Below are 23,251 nucleotides of genomic sequence, written 5' to 3' on the forward strand. Positions count from 1 at the left end.
GCGGCTGATCGGGCGTTGGTGCGCCCCCGCGTCGGGAGTGGCGCTGTTACCATCCGCGCCGCGAAGCGCAAGCCCCTTTTTCGGTCAGAACCCGCTTTTCTTGCGCGTCTGGCGATCGATCGACATCAGGATGCCGAGGCACAAAAGGACGGTCATCTGCGCCGAGCTGCCGAAGCTGACCAGGGGCAGGGGGATGCCGACCACCGGGGCCAGGCCCATGACCATCATCAGGTTGATCGCGACATAGAAGAAGATCGTCGTCGCCAGCCCCGCCGCGGTCAGCCGGGCGAAGCGGCCCTCGGCCCGCTGCCCGACCTCGATCCCCCAGCGGATCACCAGCAGGAAGGCGAGGATCAGCAGGCAGCCGCCGACCAGCCCCCATTCCTCCGCCATCGTCGCGAAGACGAAGTCGGTATGCCCCTCCGGCAGATAATCGAGATGGCTCTGCGTGCCCTGCAGGAAGCCCTTGCCCCAGATGCCGCCCGACCCGATCGCGATCTTCGACTGGCTGATATGGTAGCCGGTGCCGAGCGGGTCGCTTTCGGGATTGAGGAAGATCAGGATGCGGTTGCGCTGGTAGTCGTGGAGCAGGAAAGTGAAGGCCAGCGGCACCGCCACCATCATGCCCAGCGCACCGCCGACGAACAGCCGGGCCGGAATGCCCGACAGGAACATCACCGTCACCCCGCCCATGCAGATCATGAGGCCGGTGCCGAGATCGGGTTGCAGCATCACGAAGGCGGCGGGCAGGCCGATCAGCAGCGCCGCCGGCCAGATCGCCCCGAAGCGGCGTATCTCCGAGGGCGGCAGGATGTCGTAGAAGCGGGCGCAGGCGAGCACGATCGCGGGCTTCATGAACTCGGAAGGCTGGAGCCGGATGAACCCCAGGTCGAGCCAGCGCCGGCTGCCGCCGCTGACCTCGCCCAGCGCCTCCACCGCGATCAGCGCGAGCAGGATGACGCCATAGGTCGGCAGCGCCGCCGCCTTCCACATACGTTCCGGTACGCGCGACAGCGCGATGGCCCCGGCGAGCAGCACGAAGAAGCGGATGCCCTGCGACCAGGCCCAGGGCCGCAGCGACCCGCCCGCCGCCGAATAGAGGACGACCTGGCCGAACAGGCCGATGGCGACGATCAGCGACAGGACGCGCCAGGGGACATGGGACAGCGGTTCGGGTAGCCGGCGCGCGCTCATTCGTCGGTACTCCGTTCGGTGGTGCCGTCCTCGGCGACGCTCGGGCCGGGCGTGTCGGGGGACAAGGCGGCCTGGGTCCGGTTGGCGAGGGCGGTCGCCTCTTCCACCGCCGGTGCGTCGGAGGGGACGACCGCGTCGGTCTTGGTCGCGGCCGCCGCCGGTGGCGGGCTGTGCGCGGCGCGATAGGCGGCTTCGTCGGCGGCCATGCGCGTGGCGATGTCGCCGCCCCATGTCGGCTCCACCTCCGCCAGCGTGGCAAGCGCGCGGTCCCGGTCGAGCAGATAGGTCAGGATGTCGCGACCGATATAGGGGGTGTCGAGCGTGCGGACGGTATGGCCGTTATGCTCCAGCACCACGGCACAGGCATAGCGCGGATTCTCGGCCGGGGCGAAGCAGACCAGCAAGGCGTGGTCGCGCAGCTTGAAGGGGAGCTGCGCGTTCTTCAGCACGCCGACCCGCCGCTCGGCCATGGTGATGCGGCGCACCTGCGCGGTGCCGGTCTTGCCCGCCAGCGACAGGCCGGGCACCAGCAGCCGCGCCGCGCCGCCGGTGCCGCCGCCATTCACCACCTTCCACATCGCCTCGCGCGCGACCTGGAGGTTCTCGGACTGGAAGGGCAGGGCGGGGGCGTCGCGGTGGACCTGGTCGGCCAGGATGCTCGGCACCAATGCCCGGCCCGACGCCATGCGCGCGACCATCACCGCCAGTTGCATCGGGTTGGTCAGCACATAGCCTTGACCGATCGAGGCGTTGAGCGAGTCCGCCACCGTCCAGGGCCGCTTGTACTTGCCCAGCTTCCACGCCGAATCCGGCACGGTGCCGTAGCGCTGGGTGGTGAAGGGCAGGTCGAACTTCTGCCCCAACCCCAATTCGCGGGCGATCGGCGCGACCTTGTCATAGCCCAGCCGCCGGATCATCTCGTAGAAATAGATGTCGCACGACTGCGCCACCGCGTTACGCATGTCGAGCGGGCCATGGCCGCCGCGCTTGTGGCAGTGGAACACGCCGGTGCCGACGCGGAGCGCCCCCGAGCAGAAGACGCGCTCATTGGGGCTGACCCCATTTTCCATCAACGCCAGCGCGTGCATCGGCTTGACCGTGGAGCCGGGCGGATAGAGGCCTTGCGTCACCTTGTTCATCAGGGGGACGTGGTCGTTCTTCGACAGCATCTCCCATTCCAGATGGCTGATGCCGTCGGAGAAGCTGTTGGGATCATAGGCCGGCATCGACACCATGCACAGCATCTCGCCGGTGCGGCAGTCGATCACCACCGCCGACCCGCTATTGGTGCCCAGCCGGCGGGCGGCATATTCCTGCAAGCCGACATCGATCGTCAGCCGGGCGTTGCGGCCGGGCACGTCGGGCCGGGTGGCGAGTTCGGCGACCAGCTTGCCGCGGGCGGTGACTTCCGCCCGGCGCGCGCCCGGCTTGCCGCGCAGCATCGGCTCCAGCGTCTTCTCCAGCCCGTCCTTGCCCAGTTTGAAGCCGGGGGTGACGAGCAGCGCGTCATGCGTGGCGCGATATTGCTCGGCGGTGGGCGCGCCGACATAGCCGGTCAGATGCGCCACCGCCGCGCCCGCCGGATAATGGCGCGCGAAGCCGCGCGTCGGCTGCACGCCGGGCAGTTCGGGCAGGCGGACGCTGACGGCGGCGAACCGGTCCCAGTCCAGTTTCTCGGCGATCTGCACCGGCTGGAACCCGGCGGCGCGGTCCAGGTCGATGCGGATGCGCTCCAGATCCTCCGGCGTCAGTTGCAGGAGTTTGGTGAGCAGCGCCAGCACCCGCTCGCGCTCCGGCTTGGGCAGGCGGTCGGGCAGGATGTCGACGCGGAAATCGGTGCGGTTGTTGGCGACCGGCAGGCCGTGGCGGTCGATGATCCAGCCACGCCGGGGCGGGACCAGGGTCGCGTTGACGCGGTTCGACTCGGACAGGAGATTGTACTTGGCGTTCTGCGCCACCGACAGCCAGGCCATGCGCCCGGCGAGCAGCAGCCCGACGCCCGCCTGCGCGCCGCCGAGCAGCCAGGCGCGGCGCGAGAAGCTGTAGGCCTGGGTAGCCTCGGTGACGATGCGACCGGTACGCTTCATGCCGCGTCCTCTATACCATGCCGCGCTTGCGATCGATCCAGGCGACGAAGCGCGTCGCGATCGGGAAGAGCAGGATCGTCGCCGCCGCCTGCGCCAGCATCGCGCCATCGACCCGCGCCCCGATCGGCAGCGCCAGCACCCGCCCCATGATGATCGCGAACAGGGTCGCGCCGGCCGCGATCAGCCAGTCCTGCCAGAAATCGCGGAACACCAGCCGGCTTTCGATCAGGTCGATCGCCAGGAAGATCACCGACCAGATCAGCACCGCCGAGCCGAGCGGCTGGCCACTGACCAGATCGTCGAACAACCCCAGCGGCGCCGCCGCCCAGGGTCGCAGCGCGAAGCGGGCGAGCAGCCGCCACGCCAGCAGCATCACCAGGCCCAGGGGCGGCAGGATCGGCACCGTCGCGACCAGCGGCAGCGCGGTACAGGCCGATCCGCCGACGACGGTCAGCCACGGGATCATCCGCGCGCGGCCGGGCGTCAGCTTGGGTTCGAAAGGATTGGCATCCGCCTGGCTCATCGCGGGCGGCTCCATGGGCGCGGGCGCATGAACAGGGCCTTATGGCTGCGGCGTGACCGCCTGCGCGGGACGCGCGGGCGGCAGCGGCACGAAGACGCGGCTGACGATCGCGAAATCGAGCCGGTCGGGCTGGGCGAGCGGGTGCGCCAGCACCGTGTCTATCCCGGCCCGCGCGACGCGGGCCACCGGGATGCCGGGAACATAGAGTCCGCCGGTGCCGGAGGTGACGAACAGCTCGCCCGCGCCGAAGCGGACATTGGTGGTGTCGACCGAACGGATGTCGAGTGCGCCATCGCCACGCCCGACCGCCAGCGCCGGCATCCCGTCGCGGGTGCGCCGCACCGGCACGATGCTGGCCGCGTCGGACAGCAGCAGGACGCGCGCCGCGTTCGGGCCGGTCTCGACCACCCGGCCGACCAGTCCATCGGGACCGCGCACCGGCATGCCCGGCTGCACGCCCGACAGGCGGCCGGCATCGAGCAGGGCGAAACGGCGGCCGCTGGAGGCCGTGGAACTGACCAGCCGTGCGGCGGTCACCACCTGTTCGTCGCGGTCGCGCAGGTCCAGCAACCGGCGGAGCCGACGATTGTCATAGGCGATGGTGCGCGCGCGCATCAGCAACGGACGGCTGACCGCCAGTTCGGCCTTCATCCGCTCATTTTCGGCATGGGCGAAAATCCAGCCGTTGATCGCCTCGGGTATGGTGGCCGCCGCCTCGCGGATCGACATCATCGCCGAGGAGGCGGGCACGGTGACGGTCGCCACCCCCATGCGCAAGCCGGCGAACAGCGGCGGGTTGAACTGGCTGACGACCAGCAGCACCGCGCCCACGACCAGTCCGGCCACGGCAAGGACGTAGCCCATAAACTGGCCATATTGACGACGCCGTGAAAAACCAGTGCGGCGATCGCGAACGGGCGCCACCATGCGCCGCTACTCCCCAGGCAGGTCGATCAGTCGGATCAGCTGTTCTGCAATACGCCGCGGAACATCGGGTCTTCCAGTGCGCGGCCGGTGCCGAGCGCGACGCAGGTCAGCGGATCCTCCGCGACCGTCACAGGCAGGCCGGTCTCGTCGCGCAGCACCTCGTCCAGCCCCTGGAGCAGCGCGCCGCCGCCGGTCAGCACGATGCCCTGGTCGACGATGTCCGCCGCCAATTCGGGCGCGGTGTTCTCCAGCGCGACGCGCACGCCCTCGACGATCGTCGCGACCGGTTCGGACAGCGCCTCGGCGATCTGGCCCTGGTTGATCTGGATTTCCTTGGGCACGCCGTTGACCAGATCGCGCCCCTTGATGTGGATGATCGTGCCGATGCCGTCGACCGGCGGCTTGGCGCAGCCGACCTCCTGCTTGATCCGCTCGGCGGTGGCTTCGCCGATCAGCAGATTGTGGTTGCGGCGGACGTAGCTGACGATCGCCTCGTCCATCTTGTCGCCGCCGACGCGGACCGAGGTGGTATAGGCCAGGCCGCGTAGGGACAGCACCGCGACCTCGGTCGTGCCGCCGCCGATATCGACGACCATCGACCCGATCGGCTCGGTCACCGGCATCCCCGCGCCGATCGCGGCGGCCATCGGCTCCTCGATCAGGAACACCTGGCTGGCGCCGGCATTGGAGGCGGCGTCGCGGATCGCGCGGCGCTCCACCTTGGTCGAGCCCGACGGCACGCAGATCACGATCTCCGGCCAGCGCAGCGGACCGCGACGGCCGCCATGCACCTTGCGGATGAAATGCTTGATCATCTCTTCGGCCACGTCGATGTCGGCGATCACGCCGTCGCGTAGCGGGCGGATCGCCTCGATCGTGCCGGGGGTCTTGCCCATCATCAGCTTGGCGTCGTCGCCGACCGCCTTCACCTTCTTGACGCCGTTCAGCGTCTCGACCGCCACCACCGACGGTTCGTTCAGCACGATGCCGCGGCCACGGACATAGACCAGCGTGTTCGCGGTGCCGAGGTCGATCGCCATATCGTGCGACATGAACTTGAAGAGGCGGGGCAGGTGCATCGGTCAGGGTTCCAGGTGAAACACGGAGTCGGTCGGGGGGCGAACCATCCCGCGCCGCCCGTCGCGCCTTACCCAGAAGGTGCAGGTTCGTCACGTCGTGCGGGGTCGCGGGATGCCGTCGCTTGGGCTACAGCCTTGCGCGTGTCAATACGCCGTCTCCCCTCGCATCTGGTCAATCGTATCGCCGCCGGTGAAGTGGTCGAAAGACCCGCCAGCGCGTTGAAGGAGCTTGTCGAGAACGCGCTTGATGCAGGGGCGAATCGTATCGCCGTCCGGCTGGGCGAGGGCGGCCTGTCGCGCATCGAGGTGGTCGATGACGGTGGCGGCATGGCCCCCGACGGCATGGCGCTGGCGCTGGAGCGGCACTGCACCTCCAAGCTGCCCGACGAGCGGATCGAGGCGGTCGAGACGCTGGGCTTCCGGGGCGAGGCGCTGCCTTCCATCGCCAGCGTCGCGCGGCTGACGCTGGAGAGCCGGCCGGTCGGCGCGGACGGCTGGCGGCGCGTGGTCGACAATGGCGAACTGGCGGAGGAGGGGCCGGCGGCGCTGCCGCCCGGCACGCGCGTGCTGGTCGAGCAACTGTTCGCGCGCGTGCCGGCGCGGCGCAAGTTCCTGCGCTCGTCGCGCGCCGAATATGCCGCCTGTCTGGACGTGGTCCGGCGGCTGGCGATGGCGCGGCCGGAGGTCGGCTTCTCGGTCGAGCATGACGGCCGCCGCGTGCTGACGGTGGCCCCGGCCGAGGATCGCCCGACCCGCGTCGCCGCGCTGACCGACCGGCAGCTCGCCGACAATGCGGTGACGATCGACTGGGTGCGCGAGGATCTGGTGCTGGGCGGCGTCGCCGGCCTGCCGACCTTCCACCGGGGCGTGGCGGACCATCAATATCTGTTCGTCAACGGCCGGCCGGTGCGCGACCGGCTGCTGATCGGCGCGATCCGCGGCGCCTATGCGGAGATGATGCCGCGCGACCGTCATGCCGTCGTCGCCCTGTTCCTCGACCTGCCGACCGATCAGGTCGACGTGAACGTCCACCCGGCCAAGACCGAGGTCCGGTTCCGCGATCCGGCGCTGGTGCGCGGCCTGATCGTGTCGGGCCTGCGTCGCGCGCTGGACGAAGCCGGCCATCGCAGCGTCCAGCGGCCCACCGAGGCGGCGCTGGGGCTGTGGCGACCCGAGTTTGTCCCGTCGCCGGCCGTCGCGGAACATGGCAGCTTCTTCGCGCCCGGTCCGGCGACTTCCCCGCCCGGCATGTCAGGGGTGCGGGATCGCCCGTCCTATTTCGACGCGCCACCCCAGGCACGGGCCGAGCCCGCCTGGTCGCCGCCGCCGCAGACGGCGTCGCATCCGCTCGGCGTCGCGCGCGGCCAGATCGCCAAGACCTATGTCGTGGCGGAGGCGGAGGACGGGTTGGTGCTGGTCGACCAGCACGCGGCGCATGAACGGCTGGTGCTGGAGCGGATGCGCGCCGCGCTGGCGGGCGGCCGCATCGCCAGTCAGGCGCTGTTGCTGCCCGAGGTGGTCGAGCTGGAGGAGCCGGCCTGCGACCGGCTGGAGGCGCGGGTCGACGAACTGGCCGAGCTGGGGTTGGAGCTGGAACGGTTCGGCGCGCGCGCGATGCTGGTGCGGGCGACGCCAGCCCTGCTCGGCCAGTCCGACCCGGCCGGGCTGATCGCCGACCTGGCCGACGAACTCGCCGCCTATGACGAGGCGCTGTCGCTCCGCGAGCGGCTCGATCATGTGGCGGCGACCATGGCCTGCCATGGATCGGTTCGCGCGGGGCGGTCGCTGTCGGTGGCGGAGATGAACGCGCTGCTCCGCGAAATGGAGGCGACTCCGCATAGCGGCCAGTGCAACCATGGCCGGCCGACCTGGGTGAAGCTGCAAATGGCCGATGTGGAGAAGCTGTTCGGGCGGAAGTGAGCGCGCGCAGACTGCGGGCTTAGACGAAGGCGATCGGCATCAACGGGATTGTCACGTGCCGATCAAGGCTCTGGTGAGCCTGGAGCCGGATGACATTGACCCGGACACGTCATTGCGAGCGCAGCGAAGCAAACCACGGCCGCATGCGTGAAACCATGGATTGCTTCGCTGCGCTCGCAATGACGGTTTGGTTCAACCCGATGTCATTCAGCTCTAGCCGCATGATCGTCGCGGAAGCGGGACGGCGGCGCGGCCGCGTTCAGCAACGGGCAACCTTTGCTGCGATCGGCGCGTTCATGGCTCCAAGTTTCTGATATCGCACGGACATTGCCATGAAGATGATCATGCCCCTGGTTCTTGCCCTGATCCCGCTAGCGGCGGTTATCAGCGCCTGCGTATCCTGCCCCTGATCGAGCAGCGATCCCCAGATACGAAAAAGGCCGCCCGGATATGTTCCGGGCGGCCTTTTTCCTGGCCGAAGCGGCGCGGAGGGGATCAGCCCTCGGCCTGCTCCGACTGGACCTCGGCGGTCGCGCCCGGCTCGGCGTTCGGATCGTAATCCTCGGTGAAGCCGGCCTCGTCACGCTCGAACATCGACGACATGACGTCGACGCCCTGCGCCTGCATCTCGGCCTCTTCGGGCGAGCGGGCGACGTTGACCTTGACGGCCACCGACACCTCGGGGTGCAGCGCGACGCGCACTTCGTACAGGCCGATCGCCTTGATCGGCTTGTCGAGCACGACCTGGCTCTTGGTGACCTTGTGGCCGTCCGCGTTCAGCGACTCGACCAGATCGCGCACCGCGACCGAACCGTAGAGCTGACCGGTGTTCGAGGCCTGGCGGATCAGCGTGATCTGCGCGTCCTTGAACGAGCCGGCGTCCTTCTCGGCCTCGCCGCGACGGGCGGCGTTGTCGGATTCGATGCGAGCGCGGTTGGCCTCGAAGACCTTGCGGTTGGCTTCGTTGGCGCGCAGCGCCTTCTTGCGCGGCAGCAGGAAGTTACGGGCGAAGCCGTCCTTGACCTTGACCACGTCGCCGATGGCGCCGAGCTTCTCGACGCGTTCCAGCAGAATAACGTCCATGTGGCGGACTCCTTACTTCACGACGTAGGGCAGGAGGCCCAGATGACGCGCGCGCTTGATCGCCTGGGCGAGTTCGCGCTGCTTCTTGGCGCTCACCGAGGTGATGCGCGACGGAACGATCTTGCCACGCTCGGACACGAAGCCCTGAAGCAGACGGACGTCCTTATAGTCGATCCGCGGCGCGTCCTTCGCGGAGAAGGGGCAGCTCTTGCGGCGACGGAAAAACGGGCGAGCCATTATGCGGCCTCCTCTTCACGGTCACGACGGGGGCGATCGCCACGATCACCACGCTCGGCGCGGCGCTCACGATCGCGCTCCTGCTTGCGCATCATCACCGACGGACCCTGCTCCGCCTCGTCGACCTTGACGGTCATGTAGCGGATGATGTCCTCGTTGATCTGGGTCTGGCGCTCCAGCTCGGCCACGACATGGCCGGGGGCGTCGATCTCGAGCATCACGTAATGCGCCTTGCGGTTCTTGGCGATGCGATACGCCAGGCTGCGCAGGCCCCAGGTCTCGGTCTTGGTGACCTTGCCCTGATTGTCCTCGATGATCTTGGTGGCGGTTTCCGCCAGCGCGTCCACTTGCGCCTGTGCCAGGTCCTGGCGCGCAAGGAACACGTGCTCGTACAGAGCCATGTCACTTCCTTCGTTGGCCGATCGTTGACGCCGCCCCATGCGGACGCCCCTCCGGCTGTCTTCCAATGCGTATTCGGGCAGCAAGGCCGCGCCTTCCGCCTGAAGCATCCGGGCCTATGGCCGAAACGCAGGCGCTTGTCGAGAGGGTCCGGCTCGCCTAACCCCCCGCGCCTTGCGATCAGCATAAGAGGTTACGATGCGCGCGTTCATCTTTCCCGGTCAGGGTAGCCAGTCGGTCGGCATGGGCCAGGCGCTCCGCGATGCCAGCCCCGCCGCGCGCGAGGTGTTCGGCGAGGTGGACGAGGCGCTGGGCCAGCATCTCTTCCGCCTGATGGCCGAGGGGCCGGCGGACGAACTGATGCTGACCGAGAATGCCCAGCCCGCGATCATGGCCAACGCCATCGCCACGCTGCGCGTCCTCCAGAAGGAAGGCAATGTCCGCCTGGCCGACAAGGCGGCCTATGTCGCCGGCCATTCGCTGGGCGAATATAGCGCCTTGTGCGCGGCCGAGGCGTTCGACCTCGCCACGACCTCCAGGCTGCTTAAGCGGCGCGGGCAGGCGATGCAGGCGGCGGTGCCGGTGGGCGAGGGGGCGATGGCGGCGCTGCTCGGCGCGGACCTGGACAAGGCGCGCACCATCGCCGGCGCGGCGGTCGATTCGATCCTGGCGGAGGGCGGGCCGACCTATGTCTGCACCGTCGCCAACGACAACGACCCCTCGCAGGTCGTGATCTCCGGGCATAGCCCCGCGATCGAGCGCGCGGTGGCTCTGGCCAAGGAACTAGGCGCGAAGCGGGGCGTGCTGCTGCCCGTCTCGGCCCCGTTCCACTGCCCGCTGATGCAGCCCGCCGCCGATGCGATGGACGCCGCGCTGGCCGATGCGCGCATCGCCGCGCCGCTGGTGCCGGTCTTCGCCAATGTCGACGCCGCCGCGATCGGCAATCCGGGCCAGATCCGCGTCGCCCTGGTCGAGCAGGTGACCGGCATGGTCCGCTGGCGCGAATCGGTGCTGGCGATGGTCGAGGCGGGCGTGACCGAGTTCGTCGAATTCGGCGGCAAGGTGCTGGCCCCCATGGTCAAGCGCATCGCGCCGGACGCGAATGCGGTCAGCGTGGTGACGATGGACGATATCGAGGGCCTGCTGAAGACGCTGTGATGCTGCGCGCGGAGGGAAGATGAAGGACATCGACGCCGTCCATGGTGACGTTCCGGATCTTTCCTCACCTGTCCACCGGCAGCCAGGATCGGGGAGCAGACGTCCATCGAGAAGCCGTTGCCTGCGCATGGCGAGCAGCGTCTGGCCTAATTTGCGGCGTATCGAGCAGCTTGTCGGGCTGCTCATCAATTTCGGGGCGAGACCTTGAAGGAAGGTGTGCGACATGTCGTCGATGACCCTTGTTCTTCCGCGTCTCCGCGCCGCTGCGTGAATCTTATGAGGGAATAATTCCATGTTCGACCTGACAGGCATGACCGCGCTGGTGACCGGCGCTTCGGGGGGGATCGGCTCGGCGATCGCGCGGGGGCTGGCGGCGCAGGGCGCGCGGCTCGCCGTGTCGGGGTCGAATGCCGACAAGCTGGAGGCGTTCCGCGCCTCGCTCGGCGGCGATCATGTCGCCTTGCCCTGCGACCTGTCGGACGGGGCCGCGGTCGACGCGCTGGTGCCGCAGGCGGTGGCAGCGCTCGGCAAGCTCGACATCCTGGTCAACAATGCCGGCGTCACCCGCGACAACCTCGCGATGCGGATGAAAGACGAGGAGTGGGACCAGGTGATCCGCGTCAACCTGGAGGCCGCGTTCCGCCTGATCCGCGCCGCCGCCAAGCCGATGATGAAGGCGCGCTTCGGTCGCGTCGTCTCGATCACCTCGGTCGTCGGGCAGACCGGCAATCCCGGTCAGGCCAATTATGCGGCGTCCAAGGCCGGGCTGGTCGGCATGTCCAAGGCGCTGGCGCAGGAACTGGCCAGCCGCAACATCACCGTCAATTGCGTCGCCCCCGGCTTCATCCGCTCGGCGATGACGGATATCCTGCCCGAGGCGCAGAAGGCGGCGCTCACCCAGCGCATTCCCGCCGGCGACCTAGGCACGGGTGACGACATCGCCGCCGCCGTCGTCTATCTCGCCAGCCGCGAGGCCGGATATGTCACCGGCCAGACCATCCATGTGAATGGCGGCATGGCGATGGTCTGATCCGGCCCGTGGCGTGAACCGAGTGGAATGCACGGTGGACGGGGCCTTGCCACGGCTCCCCCTGCGTTCTACGTGCGTTCAGGAATTGATAACCCCGTAAGTGAAGAGGGAATACCATGAGCGAGACCGCCGACCGCGTGAAGAAGATCGTCGTCGAGCATCTCGGCGTCGAAGCCGACAAGGTGACCGAGCAGGCGAGCTTCATCGACGATCTCGGCGCCGACAGCCTCGACATCGTCGAGCTCGTCATGGCGTTCGAGGAAGAGTTCGGCGTCGAGATCCCGGACGATGCCGCCGAGAAGATCACGACCGTGCAGGACGCGATCACCTATATCGACGAGCACAAGTCCTAATCGGACACGCCTTTTCCGGCCGGAATTGAGCGGCTCCCCGCACCGGGCTAAGGAGCGGGGAGCCGTTTTCGTCACTAGGTGCCGGAAACATCGGGATCAGCAGTGTGGAGAGTGGGATGCGGCGTGTCGTCGTAACCGGATTGGGCCTTGTGACGCCGCTGGGCGGCGATGTCGAAACGACCTGGGCCAATATCATCGCGGGCAAGTCGGGCGCGGGCCCGATCACGATCTTCGATGCATCGAACCAGAAATGCCGCATCGCCTGCGAGGTGAAGCCGGCCGACCATCCCTACGGCTTCGATCCAAACAAGCGCGTCGACCACAAGGTGCAGCGCCAGGTCGATCCGTTCATCGTCTATGGCATCGACGCCGCCGGACAGGCGCTGGAGGATGCCGGCCTGCTGGAAATGACCGAGGCGGAGCGGTTCCGCGCCGGCTGTTCGATCGGCTCGGGCATCGGCGGCCTGCCGGGCATCGCCAGCGAATCGCTGATCTGCGAGAACAAGGGACCGACCCGCGTCTCGCCGCATTTCGTGCATGGCCGGCTCATCAACCTGATCTCGGGCCAGGTTTCGATCAAATACGGGCTGATGGGGCCGAACCACGCGGTCGTCACCGCCTGTTCGACCGGCGCGCATTCGATCGGCGACGCCGCGCGGATGATCGCGATGGACGATGCCGACGTCATGCTGGCCGGTGGCGCGGAAAGCGCGATCTGCCCGCTCGGCATCGCCGGCTTCGCCCAGGCGCGGGCGCTGTCGATGGGCTTCAACGACGCGCCGGAAAAGGCGAGCCGTCCCTATGACGTCGATCGCGACGGTTTCGTGATGGGCGAGGGCGCGGGCGTCGTCGTGCTGGAGGAATATGAGCGGGCCAAGGCGCGCGGCGCCAAGATCTATGCCGAGGTGATCGGCTATGGCCTGTCGGGCGACGCCTATCACGTCACCGCGCCGCATCCCGAGGGCTCGGGCGCGTTCCGGTCGATGGAAATGGCGATGCGCAAGAGCGGCCTGGCGCTGTCGGACATCGATTACATCAATGCCCACGGCACCTCGACCCCGCTCGGCGACGAGCTGGAGCTGGGCGCGGTGCGGCGGCTGTTCGGCGATGCGATCGGCACGCTGTCCATGTCGTCGACCAAGTCGGCGATCGGGCATCTGCTGGGGGGTGCGGGCGCGGTCGAGTCGATCTTCTGCATCCTGGCGATGCGCGACCAGATCGTGCCGCCGACGCTCAACCTCGACAATCCGAGCGAGGGCTGCGCCGGCGTCGACCTGGTGCCGCATGTCGCCAAGAAGCGGTCGGTGAAGGCGGTGCTGAACAATTCGTTCGGCTTCGGCGGCACCAATGCGTCGCTGGTGATGCGCGCGCTCTGAACGGCCGGGCGGCGGACAAGGGGCCCTGGGGGAAGTGATGCGGAAACTGGGGTGCCTCGTCCTGCTGATCGCCGGACTGGTCATCGGCGCGATCGTCGCCGCGAACATGTGGGCGGGGGCGGGACCGGCGGACAAGCCGGTCAGCGTCGTCGTGCCGGCCGGGGCCAGCCTGGCCCGCGCCGCGACCGCGCTGGAACAGGCGGGCGCGGTCCGTTCCGCCCATCGCTTCCGCCTGCTCGCCCGCGTCTTCGGCGGCGGCGGATCGGTCAAGGCGGGCGAATATGAAATCCCCGCCCATGCCAGCGCCAAGCAGATCCTCGACCTGCTGGAAGAGGGCAAGGTCCGCCAGCGGCTGGTCGTGGTGCCGGAGGGGCTGCCCTCGGTCATGGTCCATGACGCGCTGATGAAGGCGGACGGTCTGACCGGCCGCGTGCCGGTGCCGGCCGAGGGCTCGGTGCTGCCCGATGGCTATGCCTATCAGCGTGGCGATACGCGCGCCTCGGTACTGGCGCGGATGCAGTCGGCGATGCGCGACTATCTGGCGCAGGCCTGGGGAAAGCGGTCGAAGAACAGCGCGGTGACCAGCCCCGAACAGGCGATCATCCTCGCCTCGATCGTCGAGAAGGAGACGGGCAAGCCGGCCGAGCGGCGCACCGTCGCGGCGGTCTATGGCAATCGGCTGCGGCTGCACATGCCGCTCCAGGCCGATCCGACCGTCATCTATCCGATCACCAGGGGGCGTCCGCTCGGGCGCCGGATCAAGCAGTCCGAATTGCACGCGCGTAACGGCTATAACACCTATGCCAGCGCCGGCCTGCCGGTCGGGCCGATCGCCAATCCGGGCCGCGCCTCGATCGACGCGGTGCTGGACCCGGCGGACAGCCAGGCGCTCTATTTCGTCGCGGACGGGACGGGCGGCCATGTCTTCGCCGACACCCTGCCGGAACATAATGCCAATGTCCGCAAGTGGTACGCGATCCGCAAGGCGCGCGGGGAGATGTAGTCGGGGGGGCTCCCGCGTTGATGTGGCAGCTTTTCCCCGGATGGGGATCGGTGGAGAAGCCGCCATCCGATCCCCCCTCTCGCTTCACCCGACGCGTCCTTGCCGCAAGCCGCGCCACCGCCTATCTGCGACGCATGGCCACGCTCGTTTCCGAGGTCGCATTGACCCCCGCCGCCGCCGCCCGCGTGGCGGCCATTGCCGCTCGCCAGAACAAGCCGGCCTTGCTCCGTCTGTCGGTCGAGGGGGGCGGCTGTTCGGGCTTCCAGTATAAGTTCGGACTGGCGGATGCACCCGAGGCGGACGACAGCGTCGCGGAGACGGATGGCGTCCGGCTGCTGGTCGATCAGGTCAGCCTCGACCTGGTGCGCGGCTGCACCGTCGATTATGTCGAATCGCTGGGCGGCGCGGCGTTTAAGGTCGATAATCCGGTCGCGGCATCGGGATGTGGTTGCGGAACCAGCTTCGCCGTCTAAGACGGATGGCGTGAAGATCGTCACCTACAACGTCAACGGCATCAAGGCGCGGCTACCGCGCGTGCTGGAATATTTGACCGAAGATCAGCCGGATGTGGTCTGCCTTCAGGAGCTGAAGTCGGCCGATGAGGGCTTTCCCGCCGCGGAGATCGAGGCGGCCGGCTATGGCGCGGTCTGGCATGGGCAGAAGGCGTGGAACGGTGTCGCCGTGCTCGCGCGCGGCCAGCAGCCGGTGGAACGCCAGCGTGGCCTGGCCGGTGAGGCGGAGGACGAGCAGAGCCGCTATCTGGAATGCGAGGTCGGCGGCGTGATCGTCGCCTCGCTCTACCTGCCCAATGGCAACCCGCAGCCTGGTCCGAAATTCGACTATAAGCTGCGCTGGATGGAGCGGCTGGCCGCGCGCGCGCGCGATTTGCTGGCGGAGGAGCGGCCGGCGGTGCTGGCGGGCGATTACAATGTCATTCCGAACGACGACGACACCTATTCCGTGCCCGCCATGGCCAGCGACGCACTGATGCAGCCGGAAAGCCGGGCGGCCTATCGCCGGCTGCTGGCGCAGGGCTGGACCGATTCGCTGCGCACCCGCGCGCCCAAGGGCGGGGTCTGGACCTTCTGGGACTATCAGGCCGGTTCGTGGCAGCGCGACGCCGGGTTCCGCATCGATCATCTACTGCTCAGCCCGCAGGCCGCCGACCGGTTGGCCGATGCCGGCGTCGACAAGAGCTATCGCGGGCGCGACAAGGCGAGCGATCACGCCCCCACCTGGGTTCGACTCCGCTGAACCGCCACCTTGCCGGGCTGGGGCTGGGGCTGGGGCTGGGGCTGGGCCTGCTGGCGCTGCCCGCCGCCGCCTGGGGACAGGATGCGCCGCGCTTCTGCCCGACCCGCCCGTCGCTGGAGGGATCGGCCTGCACGACCGAGCCGGGGCGGGTCCATGTCGAATTCTCCGTCGCGGACTGGGAGCGCGACGACCAGCCGGACAGTCGTACCGATACCTGGCTCGGCGCGGACTTCGTAGCGCGTCTGGGCGTCGGTCCGTCGACCGAGGTGCAACTGGGCTGGTCGCCGGTCGGCTATGTCCGGGAGCGCGACAAGCCCGACGACAGCGTGACCAGGCAATTGCGGTCGGGCGACATGCGTCTGGCGGTGCGACAGAATTTCCGCAACCCGGACGGCAAGGGACTGTCCTTCGGCGCGGAGCCCTTCGTCACGCTGCCGGTCGGGCGATCGCCGGTCGGGGCCGGTACCTGGGGGGCGGGGCTGGTGCTGCCGGTCACCTATGACCTGACCGATTCGCTCAATATCGGCGTCACCGGCGAGGCGGACGCGCGGCCGAACGAGGATGGCGACGGCCGGCATTTCCGCGCCAGCGGGGTCGTGGCGGCGTCGATCGAACTGACCGAGCGATTGAACGCGACGATCGAGGCGGAATGGCTTCGCGACCGCGATCCGGTCGATCCGTCCAGCCAGGCCTTGGCGGGGCTGGGCCTGCAATGGGAGCTGACGCCGACCCGCGCGCTTTATGGCGAGGCGGTGGCCGGGCTGAACCACCAGTCGCCCGACATGCATCTTTACATGGGCATGGCCGCGCTGTTCTGACCGTCTGGCAGGATGCGCCGAAACATGGTGGGTTCCGCTGCGCCGGCTTGGCGGATTGTACAGGCGCGCTTCCAGAAATGGCGGAAAACCGTCACTCCAGTGTTTGGCATGAGTAATGCACTAACACAGTTGCCGCCGGGGAATGATCCACAGGGGCGGCAGGGAGACGATACCATGTTCAGCCTGATCCTCGCCGCCGCCATTGCCGCCGCCGCCAGCCCGTCGCCCGCCGCGCCGATGCCGGACATCGCCAATGCCCGCCTGTCCTCCACGCCGGTCCTGCCGGCATCCAAATGGGCACCACCGCATGATCGCCAGCGCGTCATCGATGCGCTGCGCCGCCCGCTGAGCGAGCAGATGACCGGCGCCAAGGGCCCCTATTATTGCTTCCTCGACGATATCAGCAAGAAGGGCGAAACCCGCCGCGTCTGCCGCAAGCGCGCGGACTGGAACCGGCTCGGCCTCGAACCCGTGCTGTGAGGAACGTCGGTGGCGGTCGGCCGGTCCCGACCGCCACGCCGGCGGCGACGCGTCAGAGCGTCTTGCCGTAGACGTTGTAGACCTTGTTGACGCGGCTCTGGATCGTCTCGGCGATCGAGCGCATCCCCTGATTATCCTCCAGGATCCAGCCGATCTCACCCCGGCTCGCGCCGTAATGCGTCACCGAGGCGCGGCGGATATATTCGATCATCATGAAGGCCAGCTGGCTGGCCATGCGCGACGATTGCAGCTCCTTGACCACGCCCATCAGCGGCACGCGCATCGTCCGCACCTTGGGCTTGCGTAGCCACAGCAGCAGCTTGGCCCAGCCGAACGGCAGCAGCGAGCCATGAAGGGGCGCGATCGCCTCGTTCAGGTCGGGCAGGGTGATCATGAACGCCACCGGCTTGCCGTCCAGTTCGGCGATTCGGATCAGGTCGTTGAAGACGATCGGCTTCAGCTTGACGCCGACATCCTTGATCTCGGGCGGGGTGAGGGGGACGAAGCCCCAATTGTCCGACCATGCATCGTTGAGGATGCCGAGGATGATCGCGGCTTCCTCGTCGAACTTCGCCTTGTTGACCTCGCGCACCCGGATGCGCGGATTGGCCTCGCCCGACTTGATGATGCGCTGGACGATCTTGGGAAATTCCTGCGTGATGTCGAGTTCATAGGTCATGAGCTGCTTGACCACGCCGTACCCGGCGGCCTCGATCCAGCCGCGATATTCGGGGCGGGCATGACCCATCATGATCGTCGGCGGATGGTCGAACCCCTCGACCAGCACGCCTGGTTCCTCCCAGACCGACTGCGAGATCGGGCCGAGCGCGCGGGTCATGCCCTGGGCGCGCAGCCACTCCTCCGCCTTGGCGAGCAGCGCCTGGAACACGTCCTGCCGCTCGGCATCCATCAGTCCCCATTGGCCGACGCCGGGGCCGAAACCCTGATCGGCCGGCATGGTCAGCGCCAGCGTGTCGATATGCGCGGAGATGCGACCGACCACGCGACCATTCTCTTCCGCCAGGAACAGCTGCGCCTTGGCATGGCTGTACCAGCCATTCTTCGCCGGGGTGATCAGGCCCAGTGCCTCGCCCTTCAGCGGCGGCACCCAATTGGGATCATTCCGGTAGAGGCGAAACGGAAAGTCCACGAAGGTCTGGCGGTCGCGCTTCGTCTCAACGGGTCTGATCGTGATTGTCATCAATGGTCCTCCGGCCGTCTGGCCAGTAAACGGCGGAGACGATCATGGCGAGTGAGGATTCCGTAATCTGCTCCGGCTGGGAAAGCCACGCTGTCGCCATTATCTAAGGGCAATGGATCATGCCATGAACAGCATCACGCTCGATCGTGCCGGCTCGACCAGTCGTGCGAAGACCATCCGCGTCGCCGACGACAAGGCGATGTTGCGCGCGGCCGCCGAATTGACCCGCACCCATTCGCAGGCCAAGCCCGGTATCTACTGGGCCGATCTGATCGCCTCGGTCGTGCTGGGCTATGGCGCACTGGCCGTCGCGATCCTCTCGACCTCGACGGCGCTGACGATCGGCGCGGGCGTGGTGGCGATGCTCGGCCTGTATCGCGCGATGAGCTTCATCCATGAGGTGTCGCACATGAAGCATAGCGTCCTGCCGGGTTTCCGGGCGGGCTGGAACGCGCTGGTCGGCGTGCCGATGCTCATCCCGTCCTTCATGTATGAGGGCGTGCACAATCTCCACCATGCCAAGACGCGCTACGGCACGGTCGAGGACCCGGAATATCTGCCGCTGGCATTGATGAAGCCATGGACGCTCCCGCTGTTCGTCATCGTGTCGGCGCTGGCGCCCGTGGCCTTGCTGGTGCGGTTCGCGATCCTGTCGCCGCTGTCGCTGCTGTCGCCCGCGCTGCGTCGGGTGGTGGTGGAGCGCTATTCGGCGCTGGCGATCAATCCGCAGTTCCGCCGCCGGATGCCGGAGGGCGACGCGCTGCGGCTTTGGAACCGGATCGAGACGCTGGCCAGCCTGTGGGCGATCGGCCTGATCGCGCTGGCGGCGACGGGCGTGCTGTCGCTGCGCAGCTTCGCGATCATCCTGGCGGTCGCCTCGGCGGTCGCGGTGCTCAACCAGGTCCGCACGCTGGTGGCGCATCTCTGGGAGAATGAGGGCGAGCCGATGAGCGTGACCGCGCAATATCTGGACAGCGTCAACGTGCCCCCGCCGGCGCTGCTGCCCGCGCTCTGGGCCCCGGTCGGGCTGCGCTATCACGCGCTCCACCATCTGCTGCCGAGCGTGCCCTATCACGCGCTGGGCGCGGCGCATCGCGAACTGACCGCGATGGTCGATGCGGACTCGCCCTATCACAAGGCGAGCTACAAGGGACTGCCGGGCCTGGTCGCCAAGATCGGCCGGAGCACCATGGTCCGCCGCTGAGCCGAACGGCGCGCTACTTCGCGTAGCGCGCCTTCAGCACCCGATAGCAGGCGCGCAGGGCGAAGGCGTCGCCGCCCTTGGGCCGTCCGGGCTTCGGTGTTGGCCGCCAGGCGAAGACGTCCATATGCGCCCATGCCGTGTCCTTTGGCACGAAGCGGCGCAGGAACAAGGCGGCGGTGACCGCGCCGGCAAATCCGCCATCGGGCGCGTTGACCAGGTCCGCCACGTCCGACTTCAACATGTCGTCATAGCCGTCCCATAGCGGCAGCCGCCACAGGGGGTCGCCCAGCGCCGTACCGGCGTCGAGCAGGTCCTGTGCCAGCGCATCGTCATCGGTGAACAGCGGCGGCAGATCCGGGCCGAGGGCGACCCGCGCCGCACCGGTCAGGGTCGCGAAATTGAGAATCAGCTCCGGCTTCTCCTCGCCGGCCCGGGTCAGCGCGTCGCCCAGGATCAGCCGCCCCTCGGCATCGGTATTGGTGTTTTCCACGGTCAAGCCGGCGCGACTGCGCAACACGTCGCCGGGGCGGAAGGAGTCGCCCGACACCGCATTCTCCACCGCCGGGATCAGCAGGTGCAGCCGGACGGGCAGGGCGGCGGCCATCACCAGTTCGGCCAGCGCCAGGGCATGGGCCGCGCCGCCCATGTCCTTCTTCATCAGCCGCATCCCCGCCGACGGCTTGAGGTCGAGACCGCCGGTGTCGAAACAGACCCCCTTGCCGACGATCGCCAGGCGCGGCGCGGCGGGATCACCCCATTGCAGTTCGATCAGGCGCGGGGCGCGGTCGCGGGCGGCGGCGCGGCCGACCGCATGGATCATCGGATAGCCTTGTGCGATCTCGTCACCGCGCCGCACGGTCACCACGGCGCCGTGACGTTTGGCCAGCGCCTCCGCCTCCGCCTCCAGGTCCGCAGGGCCGAGATCGCCGGCCGGCGTGTTGACCAGATCGCGGACCCAGGCGGTGGCGGCGGCCACCCGCAGCGTTTCCGCGTGCGTGCCGACATCCTGGGTCAGCAGGATGCGCGGCCCTTCGCCCTGCGCCGGGCGATAGCGGTCGAAGCGATATTGCCCCAGCAGCCAGCCGAGCGGATCGCCGGTTCCTTGGGTGATGCGATAGGTGCCCGCCGGCAGACCTTCGGCCAGACGGGCGAGCGCCCATGGCCCCGCTTCGGCGGGAGGCACGGCAACGACCCGCCAGTTCGCGTCGTCCCCGGTCATGATCGCATGGCTGCCGGGCTTGCCGGTGAAGCGCTGGGCGGCGAGTTGCGCGCGCGTGGCGACGGACTGGTCGCCCAGCCAGACCTCGTGATCCTCGGCAGGGATCACCTCGATCGCATGGGCGGGTTGGCCCCGGTCGGGCAGCAGCAGGTCGTCAAAGCGGTTCATGCCTACAACCAACCAGATGCGGCGGGATCGTGCAACCGCACGTTCCACCCCCGGAACGTTCGCTCGGTCACATACGTTATCGCAATACCGGGAGTTTCCAACGCTTTAGGAGCTAAGCGCCATGTTGTGGACGATCGTCGTCATTCTTGTCATCCTGTGGCTGCTCGGCTTCAGTCTCCATATCGCGGGCGGGCTGATCCATATCCTGCTCGTCATCGCGCTGATCGTCGGCCTGGTCCAGCTGTTCACCGGCCGCCGGGTCTAGCGGCTGCCACGCAGGTGGGGCTTATCGCCCCATCAGCGTGCGACCGATCAGCATCGCCTGCTCCGCGCCCGAGGCGGGAACGGTTTCCGCCGACCGGTCGGTGATCCGGTCCCAGGCGGCGGCCACTCCCTCGGGCGTGAGATCCTCGCCTTTCAAAGCGACACCGGGTGTCAGCGTGATATGCGCGGTCTGCACCACGCCCGCGCCGGCACCGACGATCTGGTTGGTCGGTGCCTCCTTCGAGACGAGGTAGAGCGCCGCCGGCACGATCTTCTCCGGCGCGAACAGGTCGAACAAATCGGCCGGGAACAGGCCCTCCGTCATGCGCGTGCCGGCGGTCGGTGCGAGCGTGTTGACGCGGATATCGTTCTTCGCCCCTTCGATCGCCAGCGTTCGGGTCAGGCCGGCGATGCCGAGCTTGGCCGCGCCGTAATTGGCCTGTCCGAAATTGCCGAACAGCCCGCTCGACGACGAGGTCATGAGGATCCGTCCGTAATTCTGCGCTCGGAAGATGTCCCAGCAGGCCTTGGTGACGAAGGCCGAGCCGAGCAGGTGGACGCGCACCACGAACTCGAAGTCAGCCGGCGTCATCTTGGCGAAGCTCTTGTCGCGCAGGACACCGGCATTGTTAATGAGGACATGGACGCCGCCCCACCGGTCGCATGCCCGCGCGACCATCGCCGCCATCTGGTCCGCATCGGCGACGCTGCCGCCATCGGCCATCGCCTCGCCCCCCGCCGCGACGATCTCCGCCACCACGGCGGCGGCGGCATCGGACTGGCCGGTGCCGTCCGACCCGCCCCCCAAGTCGTTGACCACCACCTTGGCGCCGCGCCGGGCCAGTTCGAGCGCATAAGCACGGCCCAGGCCGCCGCCCGCCCCCGTGACGACGGCAACCTGATCGTCGAACCGAATGGACATGGAAAAGGGCGCTCCCGCATCGTGGAGCGCCCTTTCTAGAAGCCGGGGAGCAGCGGTGGCAACCGCTGCGCCCAATCGACCGTCTTGATCTTACTTGCCGCCCCGCTGGCGGCACTTGTCATACTGACCCTTCTTGCAGATCGGGTAGCTGGCAAGCGGGGCCGGTGCCGGGAAGGCCTGCGACGGTGCGACCGACGGCACCACGCCGCCATTCACGGTCGCGCCCGGAGGGGCGGCAGGACCGGCGGGCTGATAGCCGCCGACCGGATCGCCGGTGCTCATGCCGCCGGGAGCGGCCGTGGGTGCGGCGGGCGGCGTCGCGCCCGGGGGCGGGGTCTGCTGCTGCATCGCCGGATCGGCGGGCATGGCCGGATCGGCAGGGGCGGCCGGATCGGCTGGCGGGGTCTGCGCCGCCGGGTCCTGCATCGGAGCCTGGGTCTGGGGGGCGGCCTGCATATCCTGCGCCATCACCGGCGCGGCGATCATCGCCGTGGCGGCGAGAAGAAAGAACTTCATCGGGATTTCTCCTGCGATTGCGAGCGCGAAAAACGTTCGCGTCGCCCCCTAACGTCCCGCTACGGACTTGGTTTCGCAAGCGAACCGGGTGGCGGCTCCGACCGGATACCCGCCACCCGCTCCCCCATTCAGTCGTAGCGGCGCAGGATGCCCGCCAGCTTGCCCTGGATCCGCACCTGCTGCGGGGCGTAGCGCTGGGGATCATAGGCGCGATTGGCCGGGTCGAGCCGCACCATCGCGCCCTCCCGCCGGAAATATTTCAGCGTCGCCTCCACATCCTCGATCAGCGCGACGACGATCTCGCCATCGCGGGCGATCTCCTGCCGGCGGACCAGCGCGTAGTCGCCATCGAGGATGCCGGCCTCGACCATCGAGTCACCGGCCACTTCCAGCGCATAGTGATCGCCGGTGCCGAGCAGGGCGGCCGGCACCGACAACATCGTCGATCCCTCGAACGCCTCGATCGGGACGCCGGCCGCGATCCGGCCGTGCAGGGGGATCTCGACCACGTCATTGGCGGGGGCGGCCGGCGTCGCCTTGGCCGCCGGCGTCGGCGCAGCGGCGGAGGTTTCCACCTTTTCCGGCCGTTCCGGCATCCGCAGCACCTCCAGCGCGCGGGCCCGGTTGGGCAGGCGGCGGATGAAATTGCGCTCCTCCAGCGCCGAAATCAGCCGGTGCACGCCCGATTTCGACTTGAGGTCGAGCGCGTCCTTCATCTCCTCGAAGGACGGAGAAACACCCGTCTCCGCAAGGCGATCGTTAATGAAACAGATCAGTTCGTGCTGCTTGCGCGTGAGCATGGCTCTCTCCGTCCGGAACAGACACGGAACCGATAC

At 68.3% G+C, this 23,251-nt stretch carries 26 protein-coding genes; 13 read left to right on the forward strand and 13 right to left on the reverse strand.

Features of this window, described 5'->3' with window-relative positions; translation table 11 throughout:
• Nucleotides 1-84: 84 nt before the first annotated feature.
• The 5 genes from rodA to BRX43_RS12380 form a co-directional block, all read right to left on the reverse strand.
• Nucleotides 85-1,194, reverse strand: coding sequence for a rod shape-determining protein RodA (rodA, locus tag BRX43_RS12360; protein WP_125995292.1), 1,110 nt, complete (start codon nt 1,192-1,194; stop codon nt 85-87).
• Nucleotides 1,191-3,281, reverse strand: coding sequence for a penicillin-binding protein 2 (gene mrdA / locus BRX43_RS12365; protein ID WP_125995294.1), 2,091 nt, complete (start codon nt 3,279-3,281; stop codon nt 1,191-1,193). The genes rodA and mrdA overlap by 4 nt, the downstream gene beginning before the upstream one ends.
• A gap of 10 nt (nt 3,282-3,291) precedes the next feature.
• Nucleotides 3,292-3,804, reverse strand: a complete 513-nt coding sequence (mreD, locus tag BRX43_RS12370) for a rod shape-determining protein MreD (protein ID WP_125995297.1) — start codon at nt 3,802-3,804, stop codon at nt 3,292-3,294.
• A gap of 39 nt (nt 3,805-3,843) precedes the next feature.
• A complete protein-coding gene (gene mreC / locus BRX43_RS12375; RefSeq protein WP_241214928.1) occupies nt 3,844-4,650 on the reverse strand; it encodes a rod shape-determining protein MreC in 807 nt (268 codons plus the stop codon).
• A gap of 116 nt (nt 4,651-4,766) precedes the next feature.
• Complete coding sequence (locus BRX43_RS12380; RefSeq protein ID WP_125995299.1) at nt 4,767-5,810, reverse strand: rod shape-determining protein; 1,044 nt, start codon at nt 5,808-5,810, stop codon at nt 4,767-4,769.
• 141 nt (nt 5,811-5,951) lie between these two features.
• On the opposite strand from BRX43_RS12380, the gene mutL reads away from it, so the two are divergent.
• Together mutL and BRX43_RS20315 are read left to right on the forward strand one after the other, a co-directional pair.
• Nucleotides 5,952-7,730 carry a DNA mismatch repair endonuclease MutL gene (mutL, locus tag BRX43_RS12385; protein WP_125995301.1) on the forward strand — a complete coding sequence of 593 codons (1,779 nt, stop codon included), beginning with the start codon at nt 5,952-5,954 and terminating at the stop codon, nt 7,728-7,730.
• 143 nt (nt 7,731-7,873) lie between these two features.
• A complete protein-coding gene (locus BRX43_RS20315; RefSeq protein ID WP_164523597.1) occupies nt 7,874-8,044 on the forward strand; it encodes a hypothetical protein in 171 nt (56 codons plus the stop codon).
• A 181-nt stretch (nt 8,045-8,225) separates the two neighbouring features.
• Here the strand turns inward: BRX43_RS20315 and rplI are convergent, their stop codons facing one another.
• Genes rplI through rpsF form a run of 3 tightly spaced genes read right to left on the reverse strand, consistent with a single transcriptional unit; the run spans nt 8,226 to nt 9,451 of the window.
• Nucleotides 8,226-8,813: a 50S ribosomal protein L9 gene (rplI, locus tag BRX43_RS12390; protein WP_125995303.1), complete on the reverse strand. Its 588-nt coding sequence runs from the start codon at nt 8,811-8,813 to the stop codon at nt 8,226-8,228.
• 12 nt (nt 8,814-8,825) lie between these two features.
• The gene (rpsR, locus tag BRX43_RS12395; RefSeq protein WP_007403456.1) at nt 8,826-9,050 is read right to left on the reverse strand and encodes a 30S ribosomal protein S18; all 225 of its coding nucleotides are present in this window, start codon (nt 9,048-9,050) and stop codon (nt 8,826-8,828) included.
• Nucleotides 9,050-9,451, reverse strand: a complete 402-nt coding sequence (gene rpsF / locus BRX43_RS12400; protein WP_125995404.1) for a 30S ribosomal protein S6 — start codon at nt 9,449-9,451, stop codon at nt 9,050-9,052. The genes rpsR and rpsF overlap by 1 nt, the downstream gene beginning before the upstream one ends.
• 196 nt (nt 9,452-9,647) lie before the next feature.
• Between rpsF and fabD the strand changes: the two genes are divergently transcribed.
• The 9 genes from fabD (at nt 9,648) to BRX43_RS12445 (ending at nt 16,921) form a co-directional block, all read left to right on the forward strand.
• Complete coding sequence (fabD, locus tag BRX43_RS12405; RefSeq protein WP_125995305.1) at nt 9,648-10,607, forward strand: ACP S-malonyltransferase; 960 nt, start codon at nt 9,648-9,650, stop codon at nt 10,605-10,607.
• Nucleotides 10,608-10,899: 292 nt separating this feature from the next.
• Nucleotides 10,900-11,637 carry a 3-oxoacyl-[acyl-carrier-protein] reductase gene (gene fabG / locus BRX43_RS12410; RefSeq protein WP_125995307.1) on the forward strand — a complete coding sequence of 246 codons (738 nt, stop codon included), beginning with the start codon at nt 10,900-10,902 and terminating at the stop codon, nt 11,635-11,637.
• 116 nt (nt 11,638-11,753) lie between these two features.
• Nucleotides 11,754-11,990, forward strand: a complete 237-nt coding sequence (locus BRX43_RS12415) for an acyl carrier protein (protein ID WP_125995309.1) — start codon at nt 11,754-11,756, stop codon at nt 11,988-11,990.
• 116 nt (nt 11,991-12,106) lie between these two features.
• Nucleotides 12,107-13,366 (forward strand): beta-ketoacyl-ACP synthase II, encoded by a 1,260-nt coding sequence (gene fabF, locus BRX43_RS12420; protein ID WP_125995311.1) that lies wholly within the window; start codon nt 12,107-12,109, stop codon nt 13,364-13,366.
• 37 nt (nt 13,367-13,403) lie between these two features.
• Entirely contained in the window at nt 13,404-14,369 is a 966-nt protein-coding gene (mltG, locus tag BRX43_RS12425) for an endolytic transglycosylase MltG (RefSeq protein WP_125995313.1), read from the forward strand.
• A 134-nt stretch (nt 14,370-14,503) separates the two neighbouring features.
• Nucleotides 14,504-14,842, forward strand: a complete 339-nt coding sequence (locus BRX43_RS12430; RefSeq protein ID WP_125995315.1) for an iron-sulfur cluster assembly accessory protein — start codon at nt 14,504-14,506, stop codon at nt 14,840-14,842.
• 10 nt (nt 14,843-14,852) lie between these two features.
• Entirely contained in the window at nt 14,853-15,623 is a 771-nt protein-coding gene (gene xth / locus BRX43_RS12435; protein WP_125995317.1) for an exodeoxyribonuclease III, read from the forward strand.
• A gap of 113 nt (nt 15,624-15,736) precedes the next feature.
• Nucleotides 15,737-16,441 carry a transporter gene (locus tag BRX43_RS20865; protein WP_241214934.1) on the forward strand — a complete coding sequence of 235 codons (705 nt, stop codon included), beginning with the start codon at nt 15,737-15,739 and terminating at the stop codon, nt 16,439-16,441.
• Between the two features lie 174 nt (nt 16,442-16,615).
• Nucleotides 16,616-16,921, forward strand: coding sequence for a hypothetical protein (locus BRX43_RS12445; protein WP_125995321.1), 306 nt, complete (start codon nt 16,616-16,618; stop codon nt 16,919-16,921).
• Nucleotides 16,922-16,973: 52 nt separating this feature from the next.
• Here BRX43_RS12445 and BRX43_RS12450 read toward each other — a convergent pair whose 3' ends face one another.
• On the reverse strand, nt 16,974-18,122 hold the full coding sequence (locus BRX43_RS12450; protein ID WP_125995323.1) for an N-acetyltransferase: 1,149 nt from the start codon (nt 18,120-18,122) through the stop codon (nt 16,974-16,976).
• 124 nt (nt 18,123-18,246) lie between these two features.
• Between BRX43_RS12450 and BRX43_RS12455 the strand changes: the two genes are divergently transcribed.
• The gene (locus BRX43_RS12455) at nt 18,247-19,326 is read left to right on the forward strand and encodes a fatty acid desaturase (RefSeq protein ID WP_241214929.1); all 1,080 of its coding nucleotides are present in this window, start codon (nt 18,247-18,249) and stop codon (nt 19,324-19,326) included.
• 13 nt (nt 19,327-19,339) lie between these two features.
• On the opposite strand, the gene BRX43_RS12460 is transcribed toward BRX43_RS12455, so the two are convergent.
• Nucleotides 19,340-20,713 carry a leucyl aminopeptidase family protein gene (locus tag BRX43_RS12460; RefSeq protein WP_125995327.1) on the reverse strand — a complete coding sequence of 458 codons (1,374 nt, stop codon included), beginning with the start codon at nt 20,711-20,713 and terminating at the stop codon, nt 19,340-19,342.
• 121 nt (nt 20,714-20,834) lie between these two features.
• Here BRX43_RS12460 and BRX43_RS12465 point away from each other — a divergent pair, with 121 nt between their 5' ends.
• Entirely contained in the window at nt 20,835-20,978 is a 144-nt protein-coding gene (locus BRX43_RS12465; RefSeq protein ID WP_125995329.1) for a lmo0937 family membrane protein, read from the forward strand.
• A 21-nt stretch (nt 20,979-20,999) separates the two neighbouring features.
• On the opposite strand, the gene BRX43_RS12470 is transcribed toward BRX43_RS12465, so the two are convergent.
• The 3 genes from BRX43_RS12470 to lexA form a co-directional block, all read right to left on the reverse strand.
• Nucleotides 21,000-21,899 (reverse strand): SDR family NAD(P)-dependent oxidoreductase, encoded by a 900-nt coding sequence (locus BRX43_RS12470; RefSeq protein WP_125995331.1) that lies wholly within the window; start codon nt 21,897-21,899, stop codon nt 21,000-21,002.
• Between the two features lie 90 nt (nt 21,900-21,989).
• Nucleotides 21,990-22,415, reverse strand: coding sequence for a hypothetical protein (locus BRX43_RS12475; RefSeq protein ID WP_125995333.1), 426 nt, complete (start codon nt 22,413-22,415; stop codon nt 21,990-21,992).
• Between the two features lie 128 nt (nt 22,416-22,543).
• On the reverse strand, nt 22,544-23,215 hold the full coding sequence (gene lexA, locus BRX43_RS12480) for a transcriptional repressor LexA (protein WP_125995334.1): 672 nt from the start codon (nt 23,213-23,215) through the stop codon (nt 22,544-22,546).
• Between the last annotated feature and the right edge of the window lie 36 nt (nt 23,216-23,251).

The sequence above is a fragment of the Sphingomonas sp. S-NIH.Pt15_0812 genome, assembly GCF_003951315.1.
Lineage (GTDB): Bacteria > Pseudomonadota > Alphaproteobacteria > Sphingomonadales > Sphingomonadaceae > Sphingomonas.